Below are 23,152 nucleotides of genomic sequence, written 5' to 3' on the forward strand. Positions count from 1 at the left end.
CTCTCCTATCATCGCTACTTATTCTATGCGAACTATAACAACTGTGCCAACCCTCCAGACGTCTTCGTCGCTCCGCCCTGGTGCCCCACACTGGCCTTCATGCGCATCACTCCCCCGCCGTCTCGCGATCGGCATGAGCCTGTGGATCCCCAACCTCTTCAGCGGCATCCGCATCCGCCGCTTCAGCGAGGACTGGACGCACGCGACCGTCGAGCTGCACGTCAACGTCTTCACCCGCAACTACGTCAAGACCGCGTTCGGCGGCTCGATGTCGGCGATGACCGACCCGTACTTCTTCATGCTGGTCATGCACCAGCTCGGACGCGACCACGTCGTGTGGGACACCCGCGGCGAGATCGAGTTCCTCAAGCCCGGCCGAGGCGTGCTCACCGCCGAGTTCGAGGTGTCGAAGGAGAAGGCGGAGGACATCCGCGAGCGTGCACGCGGCGGAGCCAAGGTGCTCGAGTGGTTCGAGACCGTCATCACCGACCGTGAGGGCGACGTCGTCGCGAAGGTGCGCCGCGAGGTCTACATCCGGGAGAAGAAGCGCGTCACCGCTTCGCGGGGCTGATCCCGCCCGCGAGCGTCGACGCCCTCGCGATCAGGGTGGGGGCGAGGCGCACGGTGTCGTGCGCGGTCGATGCGCCCGACACCAGTCCGAGGACGAGCTCCAGAGCCGTGCGACCGCTCTCCTCGAACGGCTGCCGCACGGTCGTGAGGTCGAGCGCCGCAGCGACCTCGCCGTCGTCGTAGCCGACGACAGCGAGCGGAGCGGTGTCGGGGTCCGCGCGCAACGCCGACAGCACCGCGGCGGCGAACTGGTCGTGGTTCGCGACGATCGCCGTCGCACCCGCGGCGCGGGCCGCAGCGATCACCCGGCCGTCGACCGCGGAGGGATCGGGGACCGCCAGGTCGGTCATCGCCAGGTGCTGCGTGAGCCCTTCGATACGGAGCATCCCGGCCGACACGTAGGCCGGCGAGCGCTGCGGCTCATGCACGAACAGGACACGACGATGTCCGAGGCCGGCGAGGTGGCGGCCGATCTGCGCACCGCCGTCACGGTCGTCGACGAGGACGACCGGACCTCCCACGTCCGACCGCGTCGGCACCACGTCGACGTGGACCACCGGGATGCGCGCGGCCCTGCTCGCCCGTCGTGCCGCGCCGCCGAGCGGAACCCCCATCACCACGAGGCCGGTGGCGTCCGTGCGCGTGGGCAGCACGTCGAGCAGCGGCTCATCGGCGGCCGCCGCCGAATCGAGGTCGTAGGGGATGATGTCTACCGCCGCATCCCTGGCCCTGCGGAGCATCCCGGACAGGCGACGCAGGTACGAGGGGTAGGTCGTGAACGGTGCAGCGACCGCGATGCGCGCGGCCCCCACGCGCCGCCCCTGCGTCATCCGATATCCGAGCGCGGTGGCCGCGGCGACGATGCGTTCGCGGGTCTCGGGTCGCACCCTGTGCGGCGCACTCACCGCCAGCGACACGGTGGAGATGCTCACTTCCGCGCGCTCCGCGACGTCGTAGATGGTGACCCGTCCCGGTCGTGCGCGCATGCTCGGACTTCCCTTCTTCATCGAAGTTCTTCGATTGCTCAGACTAGGTCGGAACCCGCCCCGGTCGGAACCCACCGGTGCGGAACCGTCGAAGGAGATGCCCGATGCCGACACCGCGGTCCCGTTTCCGGCGCCCGACCCTCGACAGCGCCGTGGCGGCGTGGGAGGAGCGGGTCGCGCCTCTGCTCGAGGAGGAACCCGCAGACCCCGCAGGACGACGCCGGGTCGCTGCCAGGAACGACGACACCGTGAGCGCCGCGCTCGGGATCACGCCGCTCCCCACCGCCGCCGAGGAGCACATCGTTCCGGTCGACGGGCACCCCGACGTACGCGTGCGCGTCTACTGGCCCGGCGAGGAGCGCACGCCACCCGACTCGGGCCTCCCCGCGCTGGTGTACTTCTACGGCGGCGGATTCACGATCGCCGGGATCGACTGGGTCTCGTGGGACGCGCGGTTCCGAGCCCGAGCACGCGATGCGGGGATCGTGATCGTCGCCGCCGACTACGCCCACGCCCCGGAGCAGCAGTTCCCGACCCAACCGGAGCAGTGCTGGGCGGCTTTCGAGTGGACGCACACCCACGCGACGGAGCTGGGGGCATCGCCGGACCGCCTCGCCGTGGGCGGGGCCTCATCGGGAGGCGACCTCGCCGCAGCCGTGACGCTGATGAACCGCGATCGCTCGGCGCATCCGATCGCCCTGCAGCTGCTGGAGAACCCCGCACTCGATCTGACCATGGGTCATGCCGACATGGCCGGCATCGATGCGCGGATGCCGGGAGTCATCGTGCGCGCGGTCGGCCGCACCCTGGTCCGGCAGTATGTCGGCGAGGATGCCGCGGCCGCTCGCCTCCCGTATGCGTCCCCGTTGCGGGCCGCATCGCACGAGGGGCTTCCGCCCGCCGTGATCCTCACCTCCGAGCTCGACCCCCTGCGCGGCGACGGAGAAGCCTATGCCCGAGCGCTCTCCACCTCCGGGGTCCCGGTGACCGCGATGCGCTTCATCGGGCAGACGCACGGCTCGCTCGGTTCGACCGGATTCGTGCCCGCAGCGGATGCCGCGCATCGCCTGGTCGTCTCCGAGCTGCGCACCCTCCATGGAAGGACGCCGTCATGAGCGAGCAGGAGCAGCACGAGTCGCCGCTGAGTCCGGCGATCCTGGAGTGGATCCAGCGCATCCGCGAGCTCTCCGCGACCCTCCCCGAGCTGGAGTCGCCCGCCATGGGTGCGCGTCGCCGGGCGCAGCGGGAGCTGAGCGACCTCCTGGCCTCCGAGTTCACCGCGCCGGTCCCCTCGGGCGTGGAGATCGACGATCTGACGGTGGCGGGAGGGGAAGGTCCGCTGCGCGCCCGACGGTTCCGCACCGCAGCCGCGCCGGGCGCCCTCCCCACGATGCTGTGGCTGCACGGCGGCGGTTGGACCGGCGGCACGATCGACGAGTCGCTCAACGATCGGCTCTGTGCGGATCGCGCACTGCGCTCCGGCGTCCAGATCATGTCGCTCGAGTACCGGCTGGCACCCGAGCACCCGTTCCCCGCTCCGGTCGACGACGCCGTCGCGGCCCTTGCGGATCTGCGCGAACGTGCCGACGAGCTCGCGATCGATGCGGATCGGCTGGGCGTGGGCGGCAACTCCGCCGGCGCGACCATCGCGGCCTCCGCCGCGCTGCGCGAGCGCGACGCCGGAACATCTCTGCACCACCAGGCGCTCGAAGTGCTTCCGGCCGCGCTGCGCCTCGTCGGCGCATCGATGCCCCGCCGCCTCGCCGCCGCGGACTGGGAGGCGGCCATGCACCTCGCCGAGGTCTATCGCGCCGGCGCTCCCCTCGCCGACGCTTCTCCGCTGGACGCGCCGGACCACCGCGACCTCGCTCCCGCCCTGATCCTCGCGGCCGAATTCGATCCCCTCCTGGACGGCGCGACGGCGTACGCCGACGCGCTACACGAGGCCGGAGTCCCCGTGGTCCTGCGCATCGGCGCCGGCCACGACCATGCCTCCCCCGGCCTGACCGGTCGGTGGGAGGGGGCACGCCAGTGGCGCGACGTCTTCGTCCGGGAACTCGCCGATGCCTACCGCTCCGCCGGCCACTCCCCCGCGGATGCAGTGACGACCACGGGAGCGCACCTGTGACCCTTCCCCACCCCGACCGAGATCCGGAGACGATGATGTCCACCCACGCAGTCGATCCTGTCTTCCCCGCAGACCCCGCTCCGCCACTCACCACCGACGCGATCCCCGGTCAGCGCCAGACACGCTGGTTCTGGATCGCCTTCGTGCTCGCGTGGCTCGGGTCCGGCATCGCCCAGGGCGTCGCCAGCGTTGCGATCCCCCAGCTCCTCAAGGAGTGGGACCCCGACCAGGCGACGGGCGACCTCAGCATCATCCTCACGCTCGGCGGCGCCGCCATCCTCATCACGACGCCGATCTTCGGTCGTCTGAGCGATCGATCGATGTCCCGCCTCGGCATCCGCCGCCCCTGGATCCTCTCCGGCTCGCTGATCGCCCTGTCCGGATACGTCGTGCAGGCGACCGCCCCCTCCCTCCTCGCGCTCGGGGCCGGCACCATCCTGGTCCTGGTCGGCTGGGGCGCCGTGTCGATGACGGTCCACACGCTGTTCGCCGACCAGATCCGCCGCAGCATCCGCGCCATCATGTCGGCCGTCACGGGGGCCGCCACCGCGATCGGGATCCTCGGCGGAGTGTCGCTCGCCGGAGTGGTCGCCCCGATCGGCCAGGTCGGCATGTTCCTGATCCCCGGCGGGTTCTCCGTGCTCCTGGCACTGATGCTGTTCTTCACGCTGAAGGACATCCGTCGCCGGCAGCCCGCCGACCCGATGGACTGGAGCGCCGTTCTGGCGACGTTCTGGCTGAGCCCCCGCCGCTACCCCGACTTCGCCTGGGCCTGGCTGTGCCGCTTCTTCATGACCGCATCGATCGTGTCGGTCACGAGCTACCTCTACCTGACGATCTCGGGCCGCTTCGGCATCGACGACCCGACGGAGATCGCCGCGGTGCAGACGCAGGCCACGGCGGCCTTCACGCTCATGAACCTGGTGATGGCATTCGTGTTCGGGGTGATCTCCGACCGCACGGGCCGCCGCAAGCCGAGCGTCGTCATCGGCGCACTCGCCAGCGCGGGAGGCCTGATACTGGCGATCTCCTTCGGTGACATCGCGTTCTTCCTCGTCGGGATCGCGGTCGTCGGGGCCGGTCAAGGCGCCTACATCGCGGCCGATGTCGCCCTGATGACGGAGTGCCTCCCCTCCGTCGATGACGCCGGCAAGGATCTCGGCATCGTGGCCCTCGCCTATCTGCTGCCGGGCATCCTCGTGCCCGTTTTCGGATTCTTCGCCACCCGCATAGGCTCGCCGACAGGTGAGAACTTCGCGGCCCTCTACATCGGCGCGGTCGTGATGGCCGTGATCGCCGCATTCGCGGTCACCAGAGTGAAGGGCGTGCGATGACCGATGCTCCCCGTCTCGGCGGCACAGCCCGCCGGGAGTACCGACGCCTCTCCCGATCCGTCGACATGCCCCCGCAGACGCACCGGAAGGTCACGCGCGCGGCCGACATCCCGGTCTCGGCGGACGACGGAGCCGCACTCCTCACCGACCACTGGCATGCGGAGGGATCCGACGGGCACACGGTGCTGATCCGCACCCCGTACGGGCGTGACGGCATCGCCGGGGTGGCCCTGTTCCTCGCCGAACGCGGGCACCATGTCGTGGTGCAGAGCTGCCGGGGCACGTTCGGGTCGGGAGGAGTGTTCGACCCGCTGCACGACGAGGTCTCCGACGGACAGGCGACGATGCGGTGGTTGCGCGCGCAGCCGTGGGCGACAGGACGCGTGCACTCCTGGGGCGGAAGCTACTTCGGCGTGACCCAGTGGGCCTACTGCGACGGCGACGTGCGTCCGGACGCCCTGGGCATCGCGATCTCGGCGCGGCGGTTCGACGACGCGATCCTCTACCCGGGCGGCGGATTCTCGATCGACACGCCGCTCACGTGGGCGTACGCGCTGGACATCCAGGAGCGGTCGCTGCCGTCGAAGGCGTGGGCACTGCTGCGCGCCCGCCACGCCTTCCGTCGGGGTGCGCTCGCGATCCCGCCTGCAGACGCGGTGCGCGTGGCACGTGGCGCGGACCCGCAGTTCTTCCGCGACTGGGTCGAGCACAGCGACGAAGGCGACCCCTGGTGGGAGCCGATGCACTTCGCACAGGACGTCGAGAGCATCCCGCCGGTCACTCTCGTGGCTGGATGGCAGGACCTGTTCCTGGTCGGTCAGCTGGCGGACTACGCCGCACTCCGCGATGCGGGGCGCCCGGTGCGCCTCATCATCGGCGACTGGGTGCACGGCGCCCCCGAGATCACGGTGATCGGCGCCCGCGAGGTACTGCGCTCCTTCCGCGCGGACGCCGCCGCGGAGGGCGTACGCCTCGACGTGACCGGAGGCGGTGGCCCGCGGGAGCTGGAGAGCTGGCCCCCGCCGCATTCGGCGATGTCGATGGCCCTCACCGCCGACGGACGACTCGACCGAAGCGGTGTCGAGCGCCCCACCACCGAGCTGACATACCGCTACGACCCTGCGGACCCGACGCCGGACGGAGGCGGACGCACGCTCAATCCCTTCTCCGCCGGGCGACGCAGACAGAGCGTCCGCGAACGCCGGGACGATGTCCTCGTGTTCACCGGTGATCCACTTCCGGAAGACCTGATCGTCATCGGAGTGCCCGAGATCGCCCTGCGTCTCGCATCGTCGAATCCTCGAGCCGACCTGTTCGTGCGTCTCTGCGAGGTCGACTCCAAGGGCGTCTCCCGAGCGGTCACCGACGGGTATCGACGTCTCTCGCCCGAGGACACCGGCACCGACGACACCGGCACCGACGAGACCGGCACCGACGGGACCGGCCGTATCCGGCTCGAACTCGCGCCCCTTGCCCACCGCTTCGCCGCAGGGTCGCGTCTGCGCGTGCAGGTGTCGTCCGGCGCCCACCCGCTGCATCTGCGCAACCCCGGCACCGATGATCCGGTGCGCGATCACTCGCGCCTGATCGCCAGCGAGCAGACCGTGCGTGTGGGAGGCTCCGATCCCGCCACCCTCACCCTGCCCGCCGCGGTGACGGCCGGGGCGCACGCGGCGGCGGCGTCACCCGCCGTTCACCGCCGCGTGCCACGATGACGGGATGCCCCTCGCCCGTCGCCTGACACTCGCGGATGCCGTCGCCATCGGCCTCGGATCGATGATCGGCGCCGGCGTCTTCGCGGTGTGGGCACCCGCGATCGGGGTCGCCGGGAGCGGGATCCTCATCGCCCTCGCGATCGCCGCCGTCGTCGCGTACTGCAACGCCACCTCGTCGGCGCAGCTCGCCGCCGCCCACCCCGTCGCCGGCGGCACGTATGCCTATGCCCGCGCCGAGATCGGCCCCTGGTGGGGCTTCATCGCGGGGTGGAGCTTCGTGATCGGCAAGATCGCGAGCTGCGCAGCCATGGCCATGACGTTCGCCGCCTATGCAGCCCCCGCCGGCTGGCAGGTGCCCGTCGCCGTCTCGGCCGTCGTGCTTCTCGCCGTCGTGAACTGCTTCGGTGTGACCCGCACAGCACTGGTCACCCGCATCCTCGTGGTGTGCTCGCTGCTCGGGCTCGCGGTCGCAGTCGGATTCGGTATCGCGGCCGCCCCGACGGCCGCTCCTCCTCCGCTGCCCGAGGCGACGGTCTACGGGGTACTCCAGGGAGCCGGGCTGCTGTTCTTCGCGTTCGCCGGATACGCGCGCATCGCGACGATGGGCGAAGAGGTCGTCGACCCCGCCCGCACGATCCCCCGTGCGATCGTGTTCGCCCTGGGCGGCGCCGTCGTCGTGTACGCACTGGTCGGGTCGGTCGTCGTGCTCGTGCTCGGCGCCGACGCGATCGGGGCGACGGCACCGCTGGTCGATCTGCTCGCCGCAGCCGGTGCGTCGGTGTGGATTCCGGTGCTCCGCGTGGCCGCGGCTGCCGCCTCGCTCGGCGCGCTCCTGGCGCTGCTGACCGGAATCGGCCGCACGACCCTGGCGATGGCCCGCGAGGGCGATGTTCCGCGGTTCCTCGCGAAGATCGACCGGAACCACCAGGTTCCGCAGCGTGCCGAGATCGCCATCGCCCTCATCGTGATCGCCATCGTGCTCGTCGCCGACCTGCGCGGCGCCATCGGCTTCTCCTCCTTCGGTGTCCTCATCTACTACCTCATCGCGAACGCCGCGGCCTTCCGGCAGCGCGGGCGCGCGCGACGCTACCCGCGAGCGCTGCAGGTTCTCGGTGCCCTCGGATGCCTGTTCCTGGTGAACACCCTGCCCGTGTTCGCGTCGATCATCGGCACCGCCGTCGTGCTGCTCGGCATCGGATACCGCCTGCTGCGTCTGCGGCTCACACGGGCCTGAACTCCTGGGGCGCTGAGCTCCTCGGGGTTGAGCCCTTGGGGGTTGAGCCCTCGGGGTTGAGCTCTCACGACTCCGGGGCTCCGCCTGTCCGATCTCAGCCGCGCGTCTCGGAGCGGTACACCCGCGGCGCGATGCCGAGCACAGCCTGGAAGTCCCGCGTGAGATGCGCATGATCGGCGTACCCGAGTTCTGCGGCGATCGAAGCCAGGTCGACTCCCGGCTCGTCGCGTACCCGCTGCGCCGCCTCCTGCAGGCGCCGACGCCGGATCATCGCGGCCGGCGAGAGCCCGACGTGGCGGTGCGTCATGCGCTGCAGGGTCCGCACCGAGACCGCCAGGCGTGTGGCGGCCTCCTCTGTGGTGAGGGCGGCCCCGTCTCCCATCAGCACCTCCATGGCGGCATCGGCCTGGCGTGCAGGTTCGCCAACCGGTCCCACACGCTTCTCGAGCCACCGGGAGACAGCCTGGACCGCCCGTTCCCGGCGCCCTTCACCCGCCTCCATCGCGTCGGCCACGGCACGGCGGAGGTCGGCGACGTCCTCTCCCGCGTCGAGCACTCGCTCCGCGTCGACCAGGGATGACGGATCGTCGATCAGCGCGACGACTGCTGCCGGTCGCAGAAGGGCACCGACAGCCCATCCGCTCCCCTGCAGATCGCGGTGGGACAGGCGGGTGGTCGCGCCCGACAGCGTCACGGCATCCGCATCGACGACGAGGTTGAGCGCCGGATAGGCGACCACCTCCTGCCGCGACGAGCGCCCGGGCTCGATGTCCCACTCCGGAATCCAGAACCACGCGACCAGATCCGCCACCGACGACGGTGCCGGCAACCGATGGAACTGCGGCAGACGTGCGGGATACAGCACACCGCGCCTCGGGTTCACCATAGCCCCAGCGTAGGCTCCGGACCCGACATCCGGATGCTGTCGCAGATCTTCAAGCCACCGCCATCCCGACCCGCCTAACGTGGCGGCATGAGCACTGACGACACCACGAACGACACCACCGCGAAGACCCCCGCGAACGCCCCGACGACCGGGACGAACGGGACATACACGACGAACGGCCGCCCGAACAGCGCCACCTCCCTCACGCCCTTCCTGGCGATCCCCGACGCGAAGCAGGCGATCGAGTTCTACCGCGACGTCTTCGGCGCCCGCGTCATCGACGTCACGGAGTTCGGCGGGGTGGTCGCGCACGCCGACCTCGACTTCGGTCTCGGGCTGCTCCAGCTCGGAGAGCCGAACCCCGACTACCACCTCGTGCGCTCCCCCGACGGCGACGACGACTGCTACTCCATGGGTCTGTACGTCTCGGACGTCGATGCGGTCGTCGAGAAGGCCGTCGCCGCGGGAGCGGCCGTGCGTGAAGCGCCCGCGCCCTTCGTCTCGGGCGACCGGTTCGCCAGCATCCGCGATCCGTTCGGTGTGCGCTGGTCGGTCATGACCCGTGTCGAGGACATCTCCGACGAGGAGAGCAGCCGCCGGGTGGCCGAATGGGCAGCGTCGTTCAGCGCGGAGCCGACGGACGGCGCGAGCTGAGCGACCTCTCCGCCGCGCGATACACCGCCGGCAGCAGCGCCTCGGCTGTGCGGCGATACCCGAGCGCGCTCGGATGGAAGCGGTCGAGGCTGAACATCGCTTCGGGCTCGTCGAAGAACATCGATCCCACCGCGTGGCGCAGATCCACCGGCTCGGCGCCCGCCTGTCGGGCCGTCTCGTCCTGGATCTCAGCGAGACGGCGCGACAGGCTCGACGCGATCCGCCGGAGGGGCTGCGGCACGGCGCGCAACGCACCGAGGTCGGGGCAGGTGCCCACGACGACCTCGGCACCCATCTCGCGCAGCCGGCGGATCGTCTCGTGCAGATGCTGCGCGGACAGCCCCACCGGCAGCCGGTGGGTCACGTCGTTCCCTCCGACGACGATCACGGCCACGTGTGGGCGGTACTCGGCGGGCAGGGCGTCGAGCTGAGCGGGGAGATCGGGCGACTCCGCACCGATCACTGCCGCCGTGCGCAGCCTCACGGGGCGGTGCATCCGGCGTCCTGTCGACTTCGCCAGACGCCCGCCGAGCGTCTCCTTGCGGTGCTCGGCTCCGAGACCCGCGGCGATCGAGTCGCCGAGCACCAGCAGGTCGAGGGGCGCTCCGTCGAGACCTCGACGCCAGAGGCGATCCGCATCGAGTGCTTCCTCCCCCAGCGGCTTCCCGATCCGCCGTCGCGCGAGCGCCGCCTGTCGGCCGAGCACGAGCCGGAAGCCGATGAGGAGCGCGACGAGTGTCGCCCCGGCCAGAACGGGGATGCGGAAGCGGCTCACGCCCTGATTCCATCCCGACACCGTGAACGCGGCGTGAACGGGATCCGGCGACGACCCCGGCTCGTCAGGAGAGCGGCTTGAGCTCCAGCTCGCCGGCACCGGCGGAGACGGTCGCGAAGGCGGTGTAGCCGTCGGCAGCCGATCGCTCCAGCAGCGCCTTGACGTTCTTGGTGCGTCGCTCGAGCCGCACCCTGGCCCCGCCGGCGATCAGTGCCGCCTTGTGCCGGACCAGCTCGTGCACCGGAACTTCGGCATCGTGGATGAGCACGACCGCCTGCGCCCCGGCATCGGCCTCATCGGCGATCAAGTCGACCAGGCGTTCGAATCCGAGCGAGAAGCCCACCGCCGGTACCTGCTGCCCGAGGAAGCGCCCGATCATGCCGTCGTACCGGCCGCCGCCACCGAGCGAGTACCCGACGGAGGGGTGCGCGAGCTCGAAGATCGTGCCCGTGTAGTACCCCATGCCACGCACGAGGAACGGATCGAAGACGAGCGGGATGTCGGACTGCCCGCGCCCCGCGGCCACGGCCTCGCCGATGCCGACCAGGTGCTCGATCAGCTCGGCCGGTGCCCCCTCGGGCAGCGCCTTGCGGATCTGCCGCTCGCCGAACGGGTGATACTCCATGGTCTGCGGACGTCGCAGGAAGGCGTCGAACGCGTCGGCGGCCGCAGTCGAGGCACTGCGCTCCCGCAGCTCGGTCGCCACCCCCTCGGGGCCGATCTTGTCGAGCTTGTCGATCGTGATGAGCACCCCTGGGCGCTCCTCCGCCGTGAACCCGAAGCTGTCGAGCATCCAATCCAGCACCCGGCGGTCGTTGATGCGCACGGTCGCGCCCTCGAGGCCCAGCGCGTCGACGGCGTCGAGCGAGGCGACCATCAGCTCGGCCTCGGCGCGCGAGGAGTCATCGCCCATGATGTCGATGTCGCACTGCACGAACTGACGGTAGCGGCCCTTCTGCGGACGCTCGGCGCGCCAGACCGGACCGATCTGGATCGAGCGGAACACGGTGGGGAGCTGACCACGGTTGCTCGCGTAGAAGCGCGCGAGCGGCACGGTCAGGTCGTACCGGAGGCCGAGATCGGAGAGCGCGGCCGGGTCGTCGGCGGCGGCGCGGATCGCATCGGCATCGAGACCACGGCGCAGGATGTTGTACGAGAGCTTCTCGTTGTCGCCGCCGATACCGGCATGCAGTCGCTCGTAGTCCTCGACGACGGGCGTCTCGATCTCGTCGAATCCGTGTGCGAGGTAGCGCTCGCGGATGACGGAGAGCACACGCTCACGGCGGGCCTTGTCGGCGGGGAGGATGTCGCGCATGCCGCGCGGCGGATTCACGGTAGCCACGGTTCCATCTTCCCAGGTCTGTCGGCGTCGTCGCGCCGAGCGTCAGGAGGCGGCTTCGGCCGCGCGCACGTCGTCCTCGAGCACCCGCAGCCGCTCGCGCAGCGCCCGCTCGGCATCCCAGCCCTCGGCGCGCGCCGTCGCGACGAGGGCGAGGAGCGCTTCGCCGAGCTCCGCTTCCGAGTCCGGCGAGACGGCGGCCGGTGTCGGGTCGATCGTCACGCCCGCACCGGCGGCGCGGCCCGCGAGCTTCTGCGCGAGCGCGAGCGCCGGCATCCCCCGCGGCACACCGTCGAGCACGCTGCGTCGCGTGCGCTTCTCGGCCGCCTTCGCCGCGTTCCAGTGCACCAGTACCTGTTCGGGGGTGTCGGCGACCTCCCCGGCGAACACGTGAGGATGGCGACGCACCATCTTCTCGGTGAGCGTGCGCGCCACATCGTCGATGTCGAACGGATCATCCGGGTCCTGAGCCGCGATGGCGGAGTGGAACAGCACCTGCCACAGCAGATCGCCCAGCTCCTCGCGAAGGTCGTCGCGACTGCCGGCCTCGACCGCGTCGATCACCTCGTGCGACTCCTCGATGAGGTACGGCACGAGGTCGCGGTGCGTGATCTGCTGCGACCACACGCAGCGGTCCCTGACCGCGTGCATGGTGTCGGCGGCCTGACGGAGCGGATCCTGTGCGTCGTCGACGCCGGCATCGGTCTCGGGCTGAGCGCTCACGCTTCCTCCTCGAATCGGTCGGGCGCGGAGAGGCCCCGAGTCGGACTTCCCGTCATGATGCCTCTCAGGATGCTGCGGATGCGACCCGACGGTACCAGCGGGCCCGCAGCGACACGATGATCCCGGAGAGCACGAGAGCGATCAGCGACCCCACGAGCACGCCGAGGATCGCCTGGTCCCTGATGCCGCCGTCGTCGGCGAAGGCGAGATTCGCCAGCAGCAGAGAGACCGTGAAGCCGATGCCGCCGAGGGCTCCCGCGGCGAGGATGTCGGCGAACGGCAGCGCCGGATCGGCGCCCTTGGGGCGGATGCGCATCGCCAGCCAGCCGAACAGCGAGATGCCGATGATCTTACCCACGGGCAGGGCCACCACGATGGCCCAGAACGCCGGCGACAGCTGCGTGATCGACACGGCGGGGATCACGACGAACGCCGCGACGAACGCGAACAGCGGCAGGATCGCACCGTTCACGGTCGGTTCGAGCGCATGCCGGGTGCGACCGGCGGGAACGGGCGACATCACGAGGCCCAGCAGCACACCGGCGATCGTGGCATGGATGCCGGAGGAAGCGACCAGGCCCCAGGTGAGCACGCCGACCAGGACCATCGCCACCGCGATCAGCGGGTGCCCCTTGGCGTGCAGGAGCCGGCTCAGCGCCCAGAACACCGCGACGCCGACGATCGCGAGGCCGAACAGCAGCCACTGCACGTCTTCGGCGAACAGCACCGCGATGAAGATGATGCCGATGATGTCGTCGAGGATGGCCAGCGCGAGCAGGAAGACGCGCACCCGCGACGGCAGCCCCTTGCCGAACATCGCCAGCACCCCGAGGGCGAAGGCGATGTCGGTCGCCGTGGGGATGGGCCAGCCCGGCGCCGTGGTGCCGTCGCCGCCGGCGATCAGGAGGTAGACCGCGATCGGGACGAGCACGCCTCCGGTTGCCGCGATCGCGGGCTGCACGGCCTTGCGTGGGGAGTCGAGCTCGCCGTGGGTCAGTTCGTGACGCAGCTCGATGGCCACGACGAGGAAGAAGACGGCGAGAAGACCATCGGACACCCAGTGCGCGATGGACAGGTCGAGAGCGGTGCCGGGGATCGCGATGTGGAAGTCGAGGAAGGCGGCGAGCGCGTCGTGCGTCGGGAGGTTCGCGAGGAGCAGCCCGAGCCCGGCCGCGACGAGGAGGAGGACGGCAGGGAACTGCTGTCCGCGGAGGGGATTCGCTGAGATGCGCATTCCCCCCATCGTAGGTCGCCGGGAAGCCCCGGTGCTTCTCTCGATCGCGTGCCCGGACGCAGTCCGTCATGCGTGCAGGACACCCCTTCCCCGAGGGATACTCTCGAAGGGTGACCCCCGCACACTCCTTCTCCGAGCCCACGAACACCGAGGCCATCCGCGTGATCGGCCGCTTCGAAGCCGGCCGCGGCATCCCGGATGCGATGCGCACAGACGTCAGGATGCTCGGGCAGCTGCTCGGGCAGGTGCTGCGCGAAGCCGGCGGCGACGGCCTCTTCGAAGACGTCGAACGGCTGCGACTCGCGACGATCCAGGCCTACGACGAGGAGACCCCCGACGCGTTCGAGCGCGCGGCGGCGATCGCCGAGTCGTTCACGGTCGAGCGGGCCGACGAGGTCGCCCGCGCCTTCACCTGCTACTTCCACCTGGTCAACCTCGCCGAGGAGCACCAGCGTGTGCGCGTGCTGCGCGAGCGTGCCGGACAGCCGGGACGTGAGGACGCCGCCGACACCGTCGCGACCGCGTACGCCCGACTGCGCACCGAGGTCGGCGACGACGAGGCGCGCCGCCGCCTGGAGGGCCTTCGCTTCCACCCGGTCTTCACCGCGCACCCGACCGAGGCCCGCCGCCGTGCGGTCTCGTCGAGCATCCGCCGCCTGTCGGAGCTGCTCACGCAGCACGACGCCGCGAGCGAGGGCGGATCGGAAGAGCACCGTGCCCGCCGACGGATGCTGGAGGAGATCGACACGCTCTGGCGCACCGCTCCGCTGCGTTCCCAGAAGCCGTCTCCGACAGACGAGGTCCGCACCGTGATGGGCGTTTTCGACGAAACGCTCTTCACGACGGTGCCTCATGTGTACCGTCGCATCGACGACGCGCTCCGGGGAGAGGACTCGGGTGCCAGCGCCCCCGTCGTCCCCGCCTTCGTGCGGATCGGCTCGTGGGTCGGCGGCGACCGCGACGGCAATCCCTTCGTCACGGCGTCCGTCACGCGCGAGGCCTCGCAGATCGCGGCGGACCACGTGTTGCGCGGGCTCGAGCGTGCGCTGGAGCGCATCGGCCGGACGCTCACGCTCGCCTCAGACGACACGCCGCCCAGCGCCGAGGTCACCGCACTCTGGGAGAGCTTCGCCGCTGCAGAGCCCGCGCTGGCAGCCGAGCTCGCCACCCGCTCTCCCGACGAGCCGCACCGCCGCGTGCTGCTGATCCTGGCGCGTCGCGTCGCCGCCACGCGCCGGGGTGACGACAGCGCCCAGGCGTACGCACGTCCCGAGGAGCTGCTGGCAGATCTGCGCGCCGTGCAGGCGTCGCTCGCCGATGCCGGCGCGAAGCGCCATGCGTTCGGCGGCGTGCAGCACCTGATCTGGCAGGTCGAGACCTACGGCTTCCACCTCACCGAGCTGGAGGTGCGTCAGCACTCCCAGGTGCACGCGAAGGCGCTGGCAGAACTCGATGCGGGAGAGGCCGTCAGCGCGCAGACCGAGGAGGTGCTGGAGGTGTTCCGCGCGATCGCGGATATCCAGCGCGACCGCGGGCTGCGCGCCGCCGGGCGCTACGTCGTCTCGTTCACCCAGGCCGCCTCTGACCTCGCCAATGTGCACCGCCTCGCCCGCTACGCCCTCGGCGACGACGCTCCGGTGCTCGACGTGGTGCCGCTGTTCGAGACGTTCGCCGACCTGCAGGCGGCTCCCGGCATCCTCGAGGAAGCCGTGACGTTCCCGGAGTTCCGCGAGCGCATGGCCGCCACCGGCAACCGGCTCGAAGTCATGCTCGGCTACTCCGACTCGTCGAAGGACGTCGGCCCGGTGGCCGCGAACCTCGCCCTGTACGAGGCGCAGGAGAAGATCGCGCGGTGGGCCCGGGAGTCCGGCATCGAGCTGACCCTCTTCCACGGTCGTGGGGGTGCCCTCGGACGCGGCGGCGGCCCCGCCAACTCCGCGATCCTCGCGCAGCCGCCGCACTCGGTCGACGGCCGCTTCAAGCTCACCGAGCAGGGCGAGGTGATCTTCGCGCGCTACGGTGAGCCCGCGATCGCGATGCGTCACATCGACCAGGTCGCCGCGGCGACGCTGCTCGCCTCCTCCCCCACCGAGGAGGAGCGCACGAGCCGGGCGGCCGCGCGGTACGCCGAGGTCGCGTCGATCATGGACGCCGCCTCCCGCGAGCGCTTCTTCTCCCTCGTGAAGGCGGAGGGTTTCGCTCCCTGGTTCGCCACCGTGACCCCGATGGAGGAGATCGGTCTGCTCGCGCTCGGCTCGCGGCCGGCCCGCCGCGGACTGTCGGTGGAGTCGCTGGAAGACCTGCGGGCGATCCCGTGGGTGTTCGCGTGGACGCAGGCGCGCATCAACCTGGCCGGATGGTTCGGCCTCGGCACCGCTCTGGACGCCGTCGGCGATGAGGCGCTGCTCGTCGAGGCGTACCGGGAGTGGCCACTGCTGCGCACCATGATCGACAACGTCGCGATGAGCCTCGCGAAGACCGACGAGCGCATCGCCCGCCAGTACCTGGCCCTCGGCGATCGCGACGACCTGGCACAGCTCGTGCTCGATGAGCTCGCGACGACGCGGCGCTGGGTGATCCGTCTCACCGGGGGCGAAGGCCTCCTCGAGAACAAGCCCGTGCTGCAGCGCGCCGTGCAGCTGCGCAGCCCGTACGTCGATGCGCTCTCCCTCCTGCAGCTGCGTGCGCTGCGGGCCCTCCGCTCGGCCGCGGAGGATCCCACGGGCTCCGGCGCCGACGCGGAGCAGCAGCGACTGCTGCTCCTCTCCGTCAGCGGTGTGGCCGCCGGCCTGCAGAACACCGGGTGACCGACGTCGCCACCGAACCGGCGGGAACCCCCGCTTTCGGTGCCCACTAGAGTGAAATCTCTGCCGGATCCGGCACAGCCTCACGCGACACGATCGCCTGCACCACCATCCCCCACCAGAAAGCTCTTCCGCGTGACCGCTTCGTCTCCCGCCGACTTCCATCCGCTCGCCGCATCGGTGCAGCCCGTGTTCGACACGGTGCTCTCCCGCAGCCCGCACGAGCCGGAGTTCCACCAGGCCGTCCACGAGGTGCTGCACTCGATCGCCCCGGTCCTGGAACGCCACCCGGAGTACGTCGACGGCGGCATCCTCGAACGGCTCGTCGAGCCCGAGCGTCAGATCCTCTTCCGCGTGCCGTGGATCGACGACTCCGGAAAGCTGCAGGTCAACCGCGGCTACCGCATCCAGTTCTCCTCGGTGCTCGGCCCGTACAAGGGCGGACTGCGCTTCCACCCCTCGGTGAACCTGTCGATCATCAAGTTCCTCGGCTTCGAGCAGATCTTCAAGAACGCGCTCACCGGTCAGGGCATCGGCGGCGGCAAGGGCGGCTCCGACTTCGACCCGCACGGCAAGTCCGACGCCGAGGTCATGCGCTTCTGCCAGTCGTTCATGAACGAGCTGTACCGCCACCTCGGCGAGCACACCGATGTTCCCGCGGGCGACATCGGCGTCGGCGGCCGCGAGATCGGCTACCTGTTCGGCCAGTACCGCAAGGTCACCAACCGCCACGAGTCCGGCATGTTCACCGGCAAGGGCACGGGGTGGGGTGGTGCCGAAGTGCGCACCGAGGCCACCGGCTACGGCGCGGTCTTCTTCGCGCAGGAGATGCTCGCCGTGCACGACGACTCCCTGAGCGGCAAGCGTGTGGGCATCTCGGGATCCGGCAACGTCGCGATCTACGCGATCCAGAAGGCCACCCAGCTCGGCGCCACCGCGGTGACGGCTTCCGATTCCTCCGGCTACGTCGTCGACGATGCCGGCATCGACGTCGACCTGCTGCGCCAGATCAAGGAGGTCGAGCGCGCCCGCATCGTCGAGTACGCCCACCGCCGCCCGAGCGCCCGCTTCGTCGAGGGCGGCAGCGTGTGGGAGGTGCCGGTCGACATCGCCGTGCCGTCCGCCACGCAGAACGAGGTCTCCCTCGCCGACGCGGAGGCACTGATCGCCAACGGCGTGCGCGCCGTGTCGGAGGGCGCGAACATGCCCTGCGTGCCGGATGCCGTCGACGCCTTCCAGAAGGCCGGGGTGCTGTTCGCCCCCGGCAAGGCCGCGAACGCCGGTGGTGTCGCGACCTCGGCGCTCGAGATGAGCCAGAACGCCTCCCGTCAGCGCTGGAGCTTCGGCGACAGCGAGAACAAGCTGCGCGAGATCATGGGCGACATCCACGATGCCGCCTTCGACGCCGCGGAGCGTCACGGCGTCGCGGGCGACTACGTCGCCGGTGCCAACATCGCGGGCTTCGAGCGCGTCGCCGCGGCGATGCTCGCCCAGGGCGTCATCTGATCCGTCCCTTCCTGCGACGAAAGAGCCGCCTTCCTCTTCGGAAGGCGGCTCTTCTGCGTCACGGAGCCGTCGTCAGCTCTCGTCGACCGGCACCTTGACGACCTTGTTGTACCCGGTCACCGCCTGGTTCTCGTCGAACGCGACGACCTTCTTGCGGAAGCCCTTGGTGATGATCGCGAGGTAGACGACTCCGATCGCGGTCCACACGAGGCCCCCGCGCAGAGCGTCTTCATGCAGGTTCGCCCAGAGCAGGCCGGTGAGGACCATGCCGATGCCGGGCATCACGATGAAGTTGAAGATGTCGCCGGGCGTCTTGCGACGGCCCTTGCGGATCGCGAACCAGGCGATCACCGAGATGTTGACGAACGTGAAGGCGATCAGCGCGCCGAAGTTGATCCACGCCGCGATCAGCTCCAGGGTGAACGGGATCGCCAGCAGGGAGATGGCGCCGACCAGCACGATGTTGAACGTCGGCGTGTGGGTGCGCGGGTTGATGTAGCCGAACGCCTTCTGCGGCAGCACGTTGTTGCGCCCCATCACCAACAGCATGCGCGACACCGAGGCGTGCGAGGCGAGGCCCGAGGCGAGGGTCGCGCAGAAACCGGCCGCGGTGAGCACCGCCATGAGCACGGGTCCGCCGACCAGGTTGCCGATGATCGGGAGGGTGGAGTCCTCGACGAACTGCATGTCGCCGCCGGGCGCGAACTCGTTCCAGTCGGGGAAGCGCAACTGCGTGAGGTAACCCGAGATCAGGAAGATCGCCCCGCCCAGCAGCACCGTCAACAGGATGGCCTTCGGCATGATCTTCGGATCCTTCGCCTCCTCCGCGTACATCGTGACGGCGTCGAAGCCGATGAACGAGAAGCAGACGATCGTGGCGCCCATCAGCACCGCGCCCATCGTGGCGCCGTCGTGGAAGAACGGGGTCATCGACGCGACCGTTCCCGCCCCCTCGCCGCGCATCAGCTGGGCGATCACCATCACCACGAACACGGCCATGACGACGATCGAGAACACCAGGAGGATCATGTTCATGTTCGAGGTGCCGCGCATCGTGAGGTAGATGATGGTGGTGACGAGGATGCAGTACAGCACGACCCAGATCCAGCCCGGGATCTCGGGGAACAGCGCTTCGAGGTAGCTGCGGATGATGAGGCAGTTGACCATCGGCAGCAGCACGTAGTCGATCAGCGAGGTCCACCCGACCATGAACCCCAGATTCGGGTGGATCGACTCGCGCACGTATGTGTACGCCGAACCGGCACTCGGGATCGCGCTCGAGATCTTGCCGTAGCTGATCGCCGTGAAGACCATCACGACCAAGGCGACCAGGTAGGCGGCCGGTACGACGTCGTCGGTGTCACGGGCGACCATGCCGAACGTGTCGAACACGACCGTCGGCGTCATGTATCCGAGCCCGAGCCCGACGATCGCCCACAGTCCGAGATTTCGTTTGAGCGTTCCTCCGCCGTGCGCGAGCGGCTTCGTCTTCGTGGCCATGGGTACTCCTCGGGGGACAGCGCATGGGTCGGACTTCGGGTCGTCCGACGCTGAGCAACAGTATGGACCGGAGGGAATCGTCAGCGCTACGGTGAATTCGGTTCGAAATGCGCTTTTAACATTCCGAACGACGGCGGGATTCGAAGGAGACGCCCGACCTCACCATCCCTCGGTGAGCACGCGATCCAGCATCGCGACGACGTGGTCGGCGCTCTCGGCGCTGAGGCACAGGGGCGGTTTGATCTTCAGCACGTTCGAGCGTTCCGAGGTCGTCAGCACGATGACCCCCAGTTCGCGCATCCGCTCGCAGATCGCCGCAGCCTCGGCGGCGGCAGGCTCCATGGTCTCGCGATCGCGCACGAGTTCGACGCCCAGGTACAACCCCTCGCCGTGGACGACGGCGACGAGCGGATGCCGGTCCGCGAGGCCGCGCAGGCCCTCGGCGAGGCGGGCACCGATCACTGCGGCGTTGTGCTGCAGGTCGTCCTCGGCCATCGCGTCCAGCACCGCGATGCCGACCCGGCAGCTGAGCGTGCTTCCCCCCGCAGACGAGAAGAACTGGCCCTGCGTCGACAGCGCGTCCGCGATGCGCTTCGTCGTGATCACCCCGCCGATCGGATAACCGTTGCCCATCGGCTTCGCGATCGTGACGATGTCGGGCACCACATCCGCGAGCTCGAATCCCCAGAAGGTCGATCCCATCCGCCCGAATCCGACCTGCACCTCGTCGGCGATGCACAGTCCACCCGCCGCCCTGATCTGTGCGTAGGCCCCGGCCAGATAGCCGTCGGGGAGCACCACGCCTCCCGCGTTGCCGAGGATCGACTCGCACAGGAACGCGGCGACCTCTCGTCCCTCGTCCTGCAGCCGGTCGAGATCGGCAGCGAGATCGGCGAGGTAGTCGCCCGCCACGTCGGAGCCTCGATAGGTGCCGCGGAAGCGATTGGGGACATCGGCCACGTGCACCCAGTCCGGGCGCGTCGCGAGGGCGGAGGGATTGTCGTAGGCGCTGGTGGTGACCGCATCGCTCGCCATGGTCCAGCCGTGGTACGCCTCGCGCAGTGCGACGACCGTCCGCCGTCCGGTCGCGGCCTGCGCCAGACGGATCGCGAGGTCGACCGCCTCCGAGCCGCTGTTGACCAACAGGACGGTGTCGAGGTCGCTGCCCTCCGGCATCAGTTCGAGCAGCCGCTCGCTGTACTCCGCGAGATCGCGGAACAGGAACCGGGAGTTCGTGGCGAGGGTGCGCAGCTGGCGGTCCGCCGCATCCGCGACCTTCGGATGCGCGTGGCCGAGACCGGCGACGTTGTTCACCATGTCGATGTAGGTGCGCGCGGTGGTGTCGACCAGGTGGTGCCGCCAGCCGCGCTCGATCTGCGGCGGGTGCGCGTAGTAGCGCTCCTGCGCCGCCGCGAAGATGCGCTCACGGCGCGCCTGCTCCGCCGCCGATTCATCCCGCTGGGCGAAGGAGGGCAGCCCGAGCAGCGGCGCAGGATCTGCGGTGAGGCGGCGCCAGGCCGCGACCCGATCGGGGGCGATCAGTGCCGCTCCGTCCGCCTGGCGCTCCGGAGCATCGTCGCGGTGGATTCCGACGGTCAGGCGCCGCGGCTCGAACGACGCGGCGAGCCACGCCACGGTCTCCCCGGTACCGACGGGGCGCTCGCGCCGCTCCTCCGCATCGAGACCCGAGACCTCCAGCACCCATTCGTGGGCGTCGTCCGGACCGGTGAGGTCGAGGGCGAAGCGGGCGATCTCGCCCCGCTGCGTCACCCGTGCCTCTGTCGGCGCCACCACCCGCACCCGCGGGCCAGGAGGCAGATGCAGTTCGGTCGCGGTCGCCCAGGTGTGCCCCGGGTCCGCCTCGTCGACGGTCGCGCGGGTCAGGCGGAACGCCCCGTACGGCATGACCGCCACAGCGGCGCCGAGGTCGAATGCATCGGCGACCAGAGCGTGCTCGACCGATTCCTCGAGCCAGCGCCCGTTGTCGAGGGCGGCGGACTCGACACCCGGATCGATCACGGCCACGCGACCGGTGAGATCCGGCAGCAGTGCGCGCAGCGGAGCCTCGTCGTCGTCCCCTGCGAGTTCGGGCGCGGAGAATCCCGGGGCGTCGATCCCGACCGCGGCGAGCACGTGCTCGGTCATCTCGACGAGCGGCAGCAGCGTCGCGGCGTCGAAGATCGCCTGCTCGCCCGCGACCCTCTCACGCGCGTAGTCGTTGTCCCCGTCGATCTCGAGCTGACGCCACCCGCTCGCCACCAGCAGGGCAGCGCGCAGCACCACGAGCGGCCAGGCCGCCCTCGCCTCCGCATCGCTCAGCGGTACCTGGCGATGGAAGGCCGCGATCGTCTCGATCACCCGCAGCGGCCGCTCCGGCTCGTGGTGCAGCATCGATGCCGCGCACACCGCCAGTTCGGCGACGCGCCAACCGAGCCCGAGGTCGCCGAGGTCGAGCACCGTGCGCGGGTGCAGCCGTGCGTCGTCGCCCCGCTCGCCCATCACGTTGTCGTCCGTGAGGTCGCCGTGGATCGTCTGCACGGGGAGCCGGTCGGCGAGAGGTTCGACGGCGGCGTGCGCCTTGGTCGCGGCGCGCAGCACCCGTCCCCGAAGTGCGGCATCGGCGATCGACGGCGCGAGCGCATCGATCTGTTCGTACGCGACGCGCATGTCCCACATCTGCCGACGATCCAGCCCGGGGTGTCGGAGCGGTTCCAGCGCGCGCACGGAGGCGGCGGCGAGCGCGCCGAACTCCGCGAGCACGACGGGTGCGAGATATCCGGAACCCACCATCGGCTCGCCCGGCGCGAACTCACTGCGCCGCGCGGCGAAGCCGTTCCAGCGCTGGGTCAGCGCACCGTCGAGGCCGGGGAGCACTGCCGGTACGCGAACGCCGGCAGCGCGGTAGGCCTCGAGAGCGACATGCTGGGCGTCGCGTTCGTCGTCGCCGGACACCGGGTTGTCGATCCGCAGCACGCTCCTCGTGCCGTCTTCTGCCGTGAGCAGGAAGTTCCGGTCCTGGTTGCTGCCGAGCTCTTCCGCCGTCGCCGTCATCCCCCAGCACTCGAGCGCGATGCGCGCGGCATCGGCCGTATCGACGTCGGGACGGACCAGGCCCACGCCCGCCGTCATGCGCGGTGCTGCCCGCGGTGCGCGTCGTCGAGGCTCACGTCGTGGGCATGCCGCGCGAGCGAGCTGCCGTAGCGCTCGGTCAGCTGCACCATCAGGTCGGGGGTGTCCCGATCGACGCCGAAGACGTGCCCCGGGAAGTCGAGATCGGGCTGTGCCGCCGCGATCTCCTCCTCACGGTCCGGCGAGAACAGCTGTGCGGGGTCGCCCACCGCCACCCAGCCGATCGGCACGACCGTGCCCTCCGGCAGCACGGCGCGACGGAGCACGATGGCGTTCACGCGCACCTCACAGCGCGGCCCGATCAGCGAGCCGTTGAACAGCCGCGACCCCGAGGCGAGGAACGTCTCGTCTCCCACCGTCGCACCGGCGATGCTCGACAGCGTGCCGATCAGGGTGTGCGACCCGATGTGCACCGCATTCGCCGCCGTCGCCCGGATGAGCGCATTCTCCATCACGATGACGTGCTCGCCGAGCGTGATCGCCCCACCCTCGGCGGTGATGACGGCGCCGTGCAGCACCTGGCAGCCCGGCCCGATCTCCACATCTCCGGAGACGACGGCGGTGGGGGCGATGACGGCGGTGTCATGGACGCGGGGCCGAGCCCCGAGGTGCTCGTACAACATGCGGCCAGACTA

Annotated in this window: 18 protein-coding genes; 9 read left to right on the forward strand and 9 right to left on the reverse strand. The window is 70.3% G+C overall.

The genetic code is table 11. From position 1 onward, the window contains the following. Positions 1-133 precede the first annotated feature (133 nt). Entirely contained in the window at positions 134-571 is a 438-nt protein-coding gene (locus MicroSTF_RS05845) for a PaaI family thioesterase (RefSeq protein WP_322954198.1), read from the forward strand. Here the strand turns inward: MicroSTF_RS05845 and MicroSTF_RS05850 are convergent. Then, a complete protein-coding gene (locus MicroSTF_RS05850; RefSeq protein WP_322954199.1) occupies positions 552-1,556 on the reverse strand; it encodes a LacI family DNA-binding transcriptional regulator in 1,005 nt (334 codons plus the stop codon). The two genes, MicroSTF_RS05845 and MicroSTF_RS05850, sit on opposite strands and share 20 nt — an antisense overlap. 104 nt (positions 1,557-1,660) lie before the next feature. Between MicroSTF_RS05850 and MicroSTF_RS05855 the strand changes: the two genes are divergently transcribed. Genes MicroSTF_RS05855 through MicroSTF_RS05875 form a run of 5 tightly spaced genes read left to right on the forward strand, consistent with a single transcriptional unit; the run spans position 1,661 to position 7,967 of the window. Continuing rightward, positions 1,661-2,671, forward strand: a complete 1,011-nt coding sequence (locus tag MicroSTF_RS05855) for an alpha/beta hydrolase (protein ID WP_029266621.1) — start codon at positions 1,661-1,663, stop codon at positions 2,669-2,671. After that, positions 2,668-3,684, forward strand: coding sequence for an alpha/beta hydrolase fold domain-containing protein (locus MicroSTF_RS05860; RefSeq protein WP_297555002.1), 1,017 nt, complete (start codon positions 2,668-2,670; stop codon positions 3,682-3,684). Before MicroSTF_RS05855 ends, MicroSTF_RS05860 begins: the two co-directional genes overlap by 4 nt. Before the next feature lie 35 nt (positions 3,685-3,719). Beyond that, on the forward strand, positions 3,720-5,018 hold the full coding sequence (locus tag MicroSTF_RS05865; protein WP_315069405.1) for an MFS transporter: 1,299 nt from the start codon (positions 3,720-3,722) through the stop codon (positions 5,016-5,018). Beyond that, positions 5,015-6,733, forward strand: coding sequence for a CocE/NonD family hydrolase (locus tag MicroSTF_RS05870; protein ID WP_322954203.1), 1,719 nt, complete (start codon positions 5,015-5,017; stop codon positions 6,731-6,733). The genes MicroSTF_RS05865 and MicroSTF_RS05870 overlap by 4 nt, the downstream gene beginning before the upstream one ends. A gap of 4 nt (positions 6,734-6,737) precedes the next feature. Next, positions 6,738-7,967 (forward strand): APC family permease, encoded by a 1,230-nt coding sequence (locus tag MicroSTF_RS05875; RefSeq protein WP_322954205.1) that lies wholly within the window; start codon positions 6,738-6,740, stop codon positions 7,965-7,967. 94 nt (positions 7,968-8,061) lie between these two features. Here MicroSTF_RS05875 and MicroSTF_RS05880 read toward each other — a convergent pair whose 3' ends face one another. Further along, the gene (locus MicroSTF_RS05880) at positions 8,062-8,853 is read right to left on the reverse strand and encodes a helix-turn-helix domain-containing protein (protein ID WP_322954207.1); all 792 of its coding nucleotides are present in this window, start codon (positions 8,851-8,853) and stop codon (positions 8,062-8,064) included. An 87-nt stretch (positions 8,854-8,940) separates the two neighbouring features. On the opposite strand from MicroSTF_RS05880, the gene MicroSTF_RS05885 reads away from it, so the two are divergent. Next, positions 8,941-9,507 (forward strand): VOC family protein, encoded by a 567-nt coding sequence (locus MicroSTF_RS05885; protein ID WP_136025101.1) that lies wholly within the window; start codon positions 8,941-8,943, stop codon positions 9,505-9,507. On the opposite strand, the gene MicroSTF_RS05890 is transcribed toward MicroSTF_RS05885, so the two are convergent. The 4 genes from MicroSTF_RS05890 to nhaA form a co-directional block, all read right to left on the reverse strand. Continuing rightward, the gene (locus tag MicroSTF_RS05890) at positions 9,476-10,282 is read right to left on the reverse strand and encodes an SGNH/GDSL hydrolase family protein (RefSeq protein ID WP_322954210.1); all 807 of its coding nucleotides are present in this window, start codon (positions 10,280-10,282) and stop codon (positions 9,476-9,478) included. The genes MicroSTF_RS05885 and MicroSTF_RS05890 overlap by 32 nt on opposite strands. A 64-nt stretch (positions 10,283-10,346) precedes the next feature. After that, the gene (gene hisS / locus MicroSTF_RS05895) at positions 10,347-11,597 is read right to left on the reverse strand and encodes a histidine--tRNA ligase (protein WP_292763120.1); all 1,251 of its coding nucleotides are present in this window, start codon (positions 11,595-11,597) and stop codon (positions 10,347-10,349) included. Positions 11,598-11,666: 69 nt separating this feature from the next. Then, positions 11,667-12,272, reverse strand: coding sequence for a MazG family protein (locus MicroSTF_RS05900; RefSeq protein ID WP_208323757.1), 606 nt, complete (start codon positions 12,270-12,272; stop codon positions 11,667-11,669). Positions 12,273-12,408: 136 nt separating this feature from the next. Then, positions 12,409-13,578 (reverse strand): Na+/H+ antiporter NhaA, encoded by a 1,170-nt coding sequence (gene nhaA, locus MicroSTF_RS05905; protein WP_021199510.1) that lies wholly within the window; start codon positions 13,576-13,578, stop codon positions 12,409-12,411. 110 nt (positions 13,579-13,688) lie between these two features. Between nhaA and MicroSTF_RS05910 the strand changes: the two genes are divergently transcribed. Together MicroSTF_RS05910 and gdhA are read left to right on the forward strand one after the other, a co-directional pair. Then, a complete protein-coding gene (locus tag MicroSTF_RS05910) occupies positions 13,689-16,385 on the forward strand; it encodes a phosphoenolpyruvate carboxylase (RefSeq protein WP_322954213.1) in 2,697 nt (898 codons plus the stop codon). 132 nt (positions 16,386-16,517) lie between these two features. Further along, positions 16,518-17,888 (forward strand): NADP-specific glutamate dehydrogenase, encoded by a 1,371-nt coding sequence (gene gdhA, locus MicroSTF_RS05915; protein ID WP_021199508.1) that lies wholly within the window; start codon positions 16,518-16,520, stop codon positions 17,886-17,888. A 72-nt stretch (positions 17,889-17,960) separates the two neighbouring features. Here gdhA and MicroSTF_RS05920 read toward each other — a convergent pair whose 3' ends face one another. From MicroSTF_RS05920 to MicroSTF_RS05930, 3 genes are all read right to left on the reverse strand, one after another. Next, positions 17,961-19,388, reverse strand: coding sequence for an APC family permease (locus tag MicroSTF_RS05920; protein ID WP_021199507.1), 1,428 nt, complete (start codon positions 19,386-19,388; stop codon positions 17,961-17,963). Between the two features lie 159 nt (positions 19,389-19,547). Then, positions 19,548-22,517, reverse strand: a complete 2,970-nt coding sequence (locus tag MicroSTF_RS05925; protein ID WP_322954218.1) for an aminotransferase — start codon at positions 22,515-22,517, stop codon at positions 19,548-19,550. Next, complete coding sequence (locus tag MicroSTF_RS05930) at positions 22,514-23,140, reverse strand: gamma carbonic anhydrase family protein (RefSeq protein WP_029260417.1); 627 nt, start codon at positions 23,138-23,140, stop codon at positions 22,514-22,516. The genes MicroSTF_RS05925 and MicroSTF_RS05930 overlap by 4 nt, the downstream gene beginning before the upstream one ends. Between the last annotated feature and the right edge of the window lie 12 nt (positions 23,141-23,152).

The sequence above is a fragment of the Microbacterium sp. STF-2 genome (assembly GCF_034650155.1).
GTDB classification, from domain to species: domain Bacteria; phylum Actinomycetota; class Actinomycetes; order Actinomycetales; family Microbacteriaceae; genus Microbacterium; species Microbacterium maritypicum_A.

Bases quoted from the DNA above. Each gene is read 5' to 3' on its own strand.
- MicroSTF_RS05925 (WP_322954218.1), bottom strand. From the start codon at position 22,517: ATGACGGCGGGCGTGGGCCTGGTCCGTCCCGACGTCGATACGGCCGAT.
- MicroSTF_RS05920 (WP_021199507.1), bottom strand. From the start codon at position 19,388: ATGGCCACGAAGACGAAGCCGCTCGCGCACGGCGGAGGAACGCTCAAA.
- MicroSTF_RS05885 (WP_136025101.1), top strand. From the start codon at position 8,941: ATGAGCACTGACGACACCACGAACGACACCACCGCGAAGACCCCCGCG.
- MicroSTF_RS05900 (WP_208323757.1), bottom strand. From the start codon at position 12,272: ATGCACGCGGTCAGGGACCGCTGCGTGTGGTCGCAGCAGATCACGCAC.
- MicroSTF_RS05875 (WP_322954205.1), top strand. From the start codon at position 6,738: ATGCCCCTCGCCCGTCGCCTGACACTCGCGGATGCCGTCGCCATCGGC.
- nhaA (WP_021199510.1), bottom strand. From the start codon at position 13,578: ATGCGCATCTCAGCGAATCCCCTCCGCGGACAGCAGTTCCCTGCCGTC.
- MicroSTF_RS05855 (WP_029266621.1), top strand. From the start codon at position 1,661: ATGCCGACACCGCGGTCCCGTTTCCGGCGCCCGACCCTCGACAGCGCC.
- MicroSTF_RS05930 (WP_029260417.1), bottom strand. From the start codon at position 23,140: ATGTTGTACGAGCACCTCGGGGCTCGGCCCCGCGTCCATGACACCGCC.
- MicroSTF_RS05865 (WP_315069405.1), top strand. From the start codon at position 3,720: ATGTCCACCCACGCAGTCGATCCTGTCTTCCCCGCAGACCCCGCTCCG.
- MicroSTF_RS05860 (WP_297555002.1), top strand. From the start codon at position 2,668: ATGAGCGAGCAGGAGCAGCACGAGTCGCCGCTGAGTCCGGCGATCCTG.
- MicroSTF_RS05845 (WP_322954198.1), top strand. From the start codon at position 134: ATGAGCCTGTGGATCCCCAACCTCTTCAGCGGCATCCGCATCCGCCGC.
- MicroSTF_RS05880 (WP_322954207.1), bottom strand. From the start codon at position 8,853: ATGGTGAACCCGAGGCGCGGTGTGCTGTATCCCGCACGTCTGCCGCAG.
- MicroSTF_RS05870 (WP_322954203.1), top strand. From the start codon at position 5,015: ATGACCGATGCTCCCCGTCTCGGCGGCACAGCCCGCCGGGAGTACCGA.
- hisS (WP_292763120.1), bottom strand. From the start codon at position 11,597: ATGCGCGACATCCTCCCCGCCGACAAGGCCCGCCGTGAGCGTGTGCTC.
- MicroSTF_RS05850 (WP_322954199.1), bottom strand. From the start codon at position 1,556: ATGCGCGCACGACCGGGACGGGTCACCATCTACGACGTCGCGGAGCGC.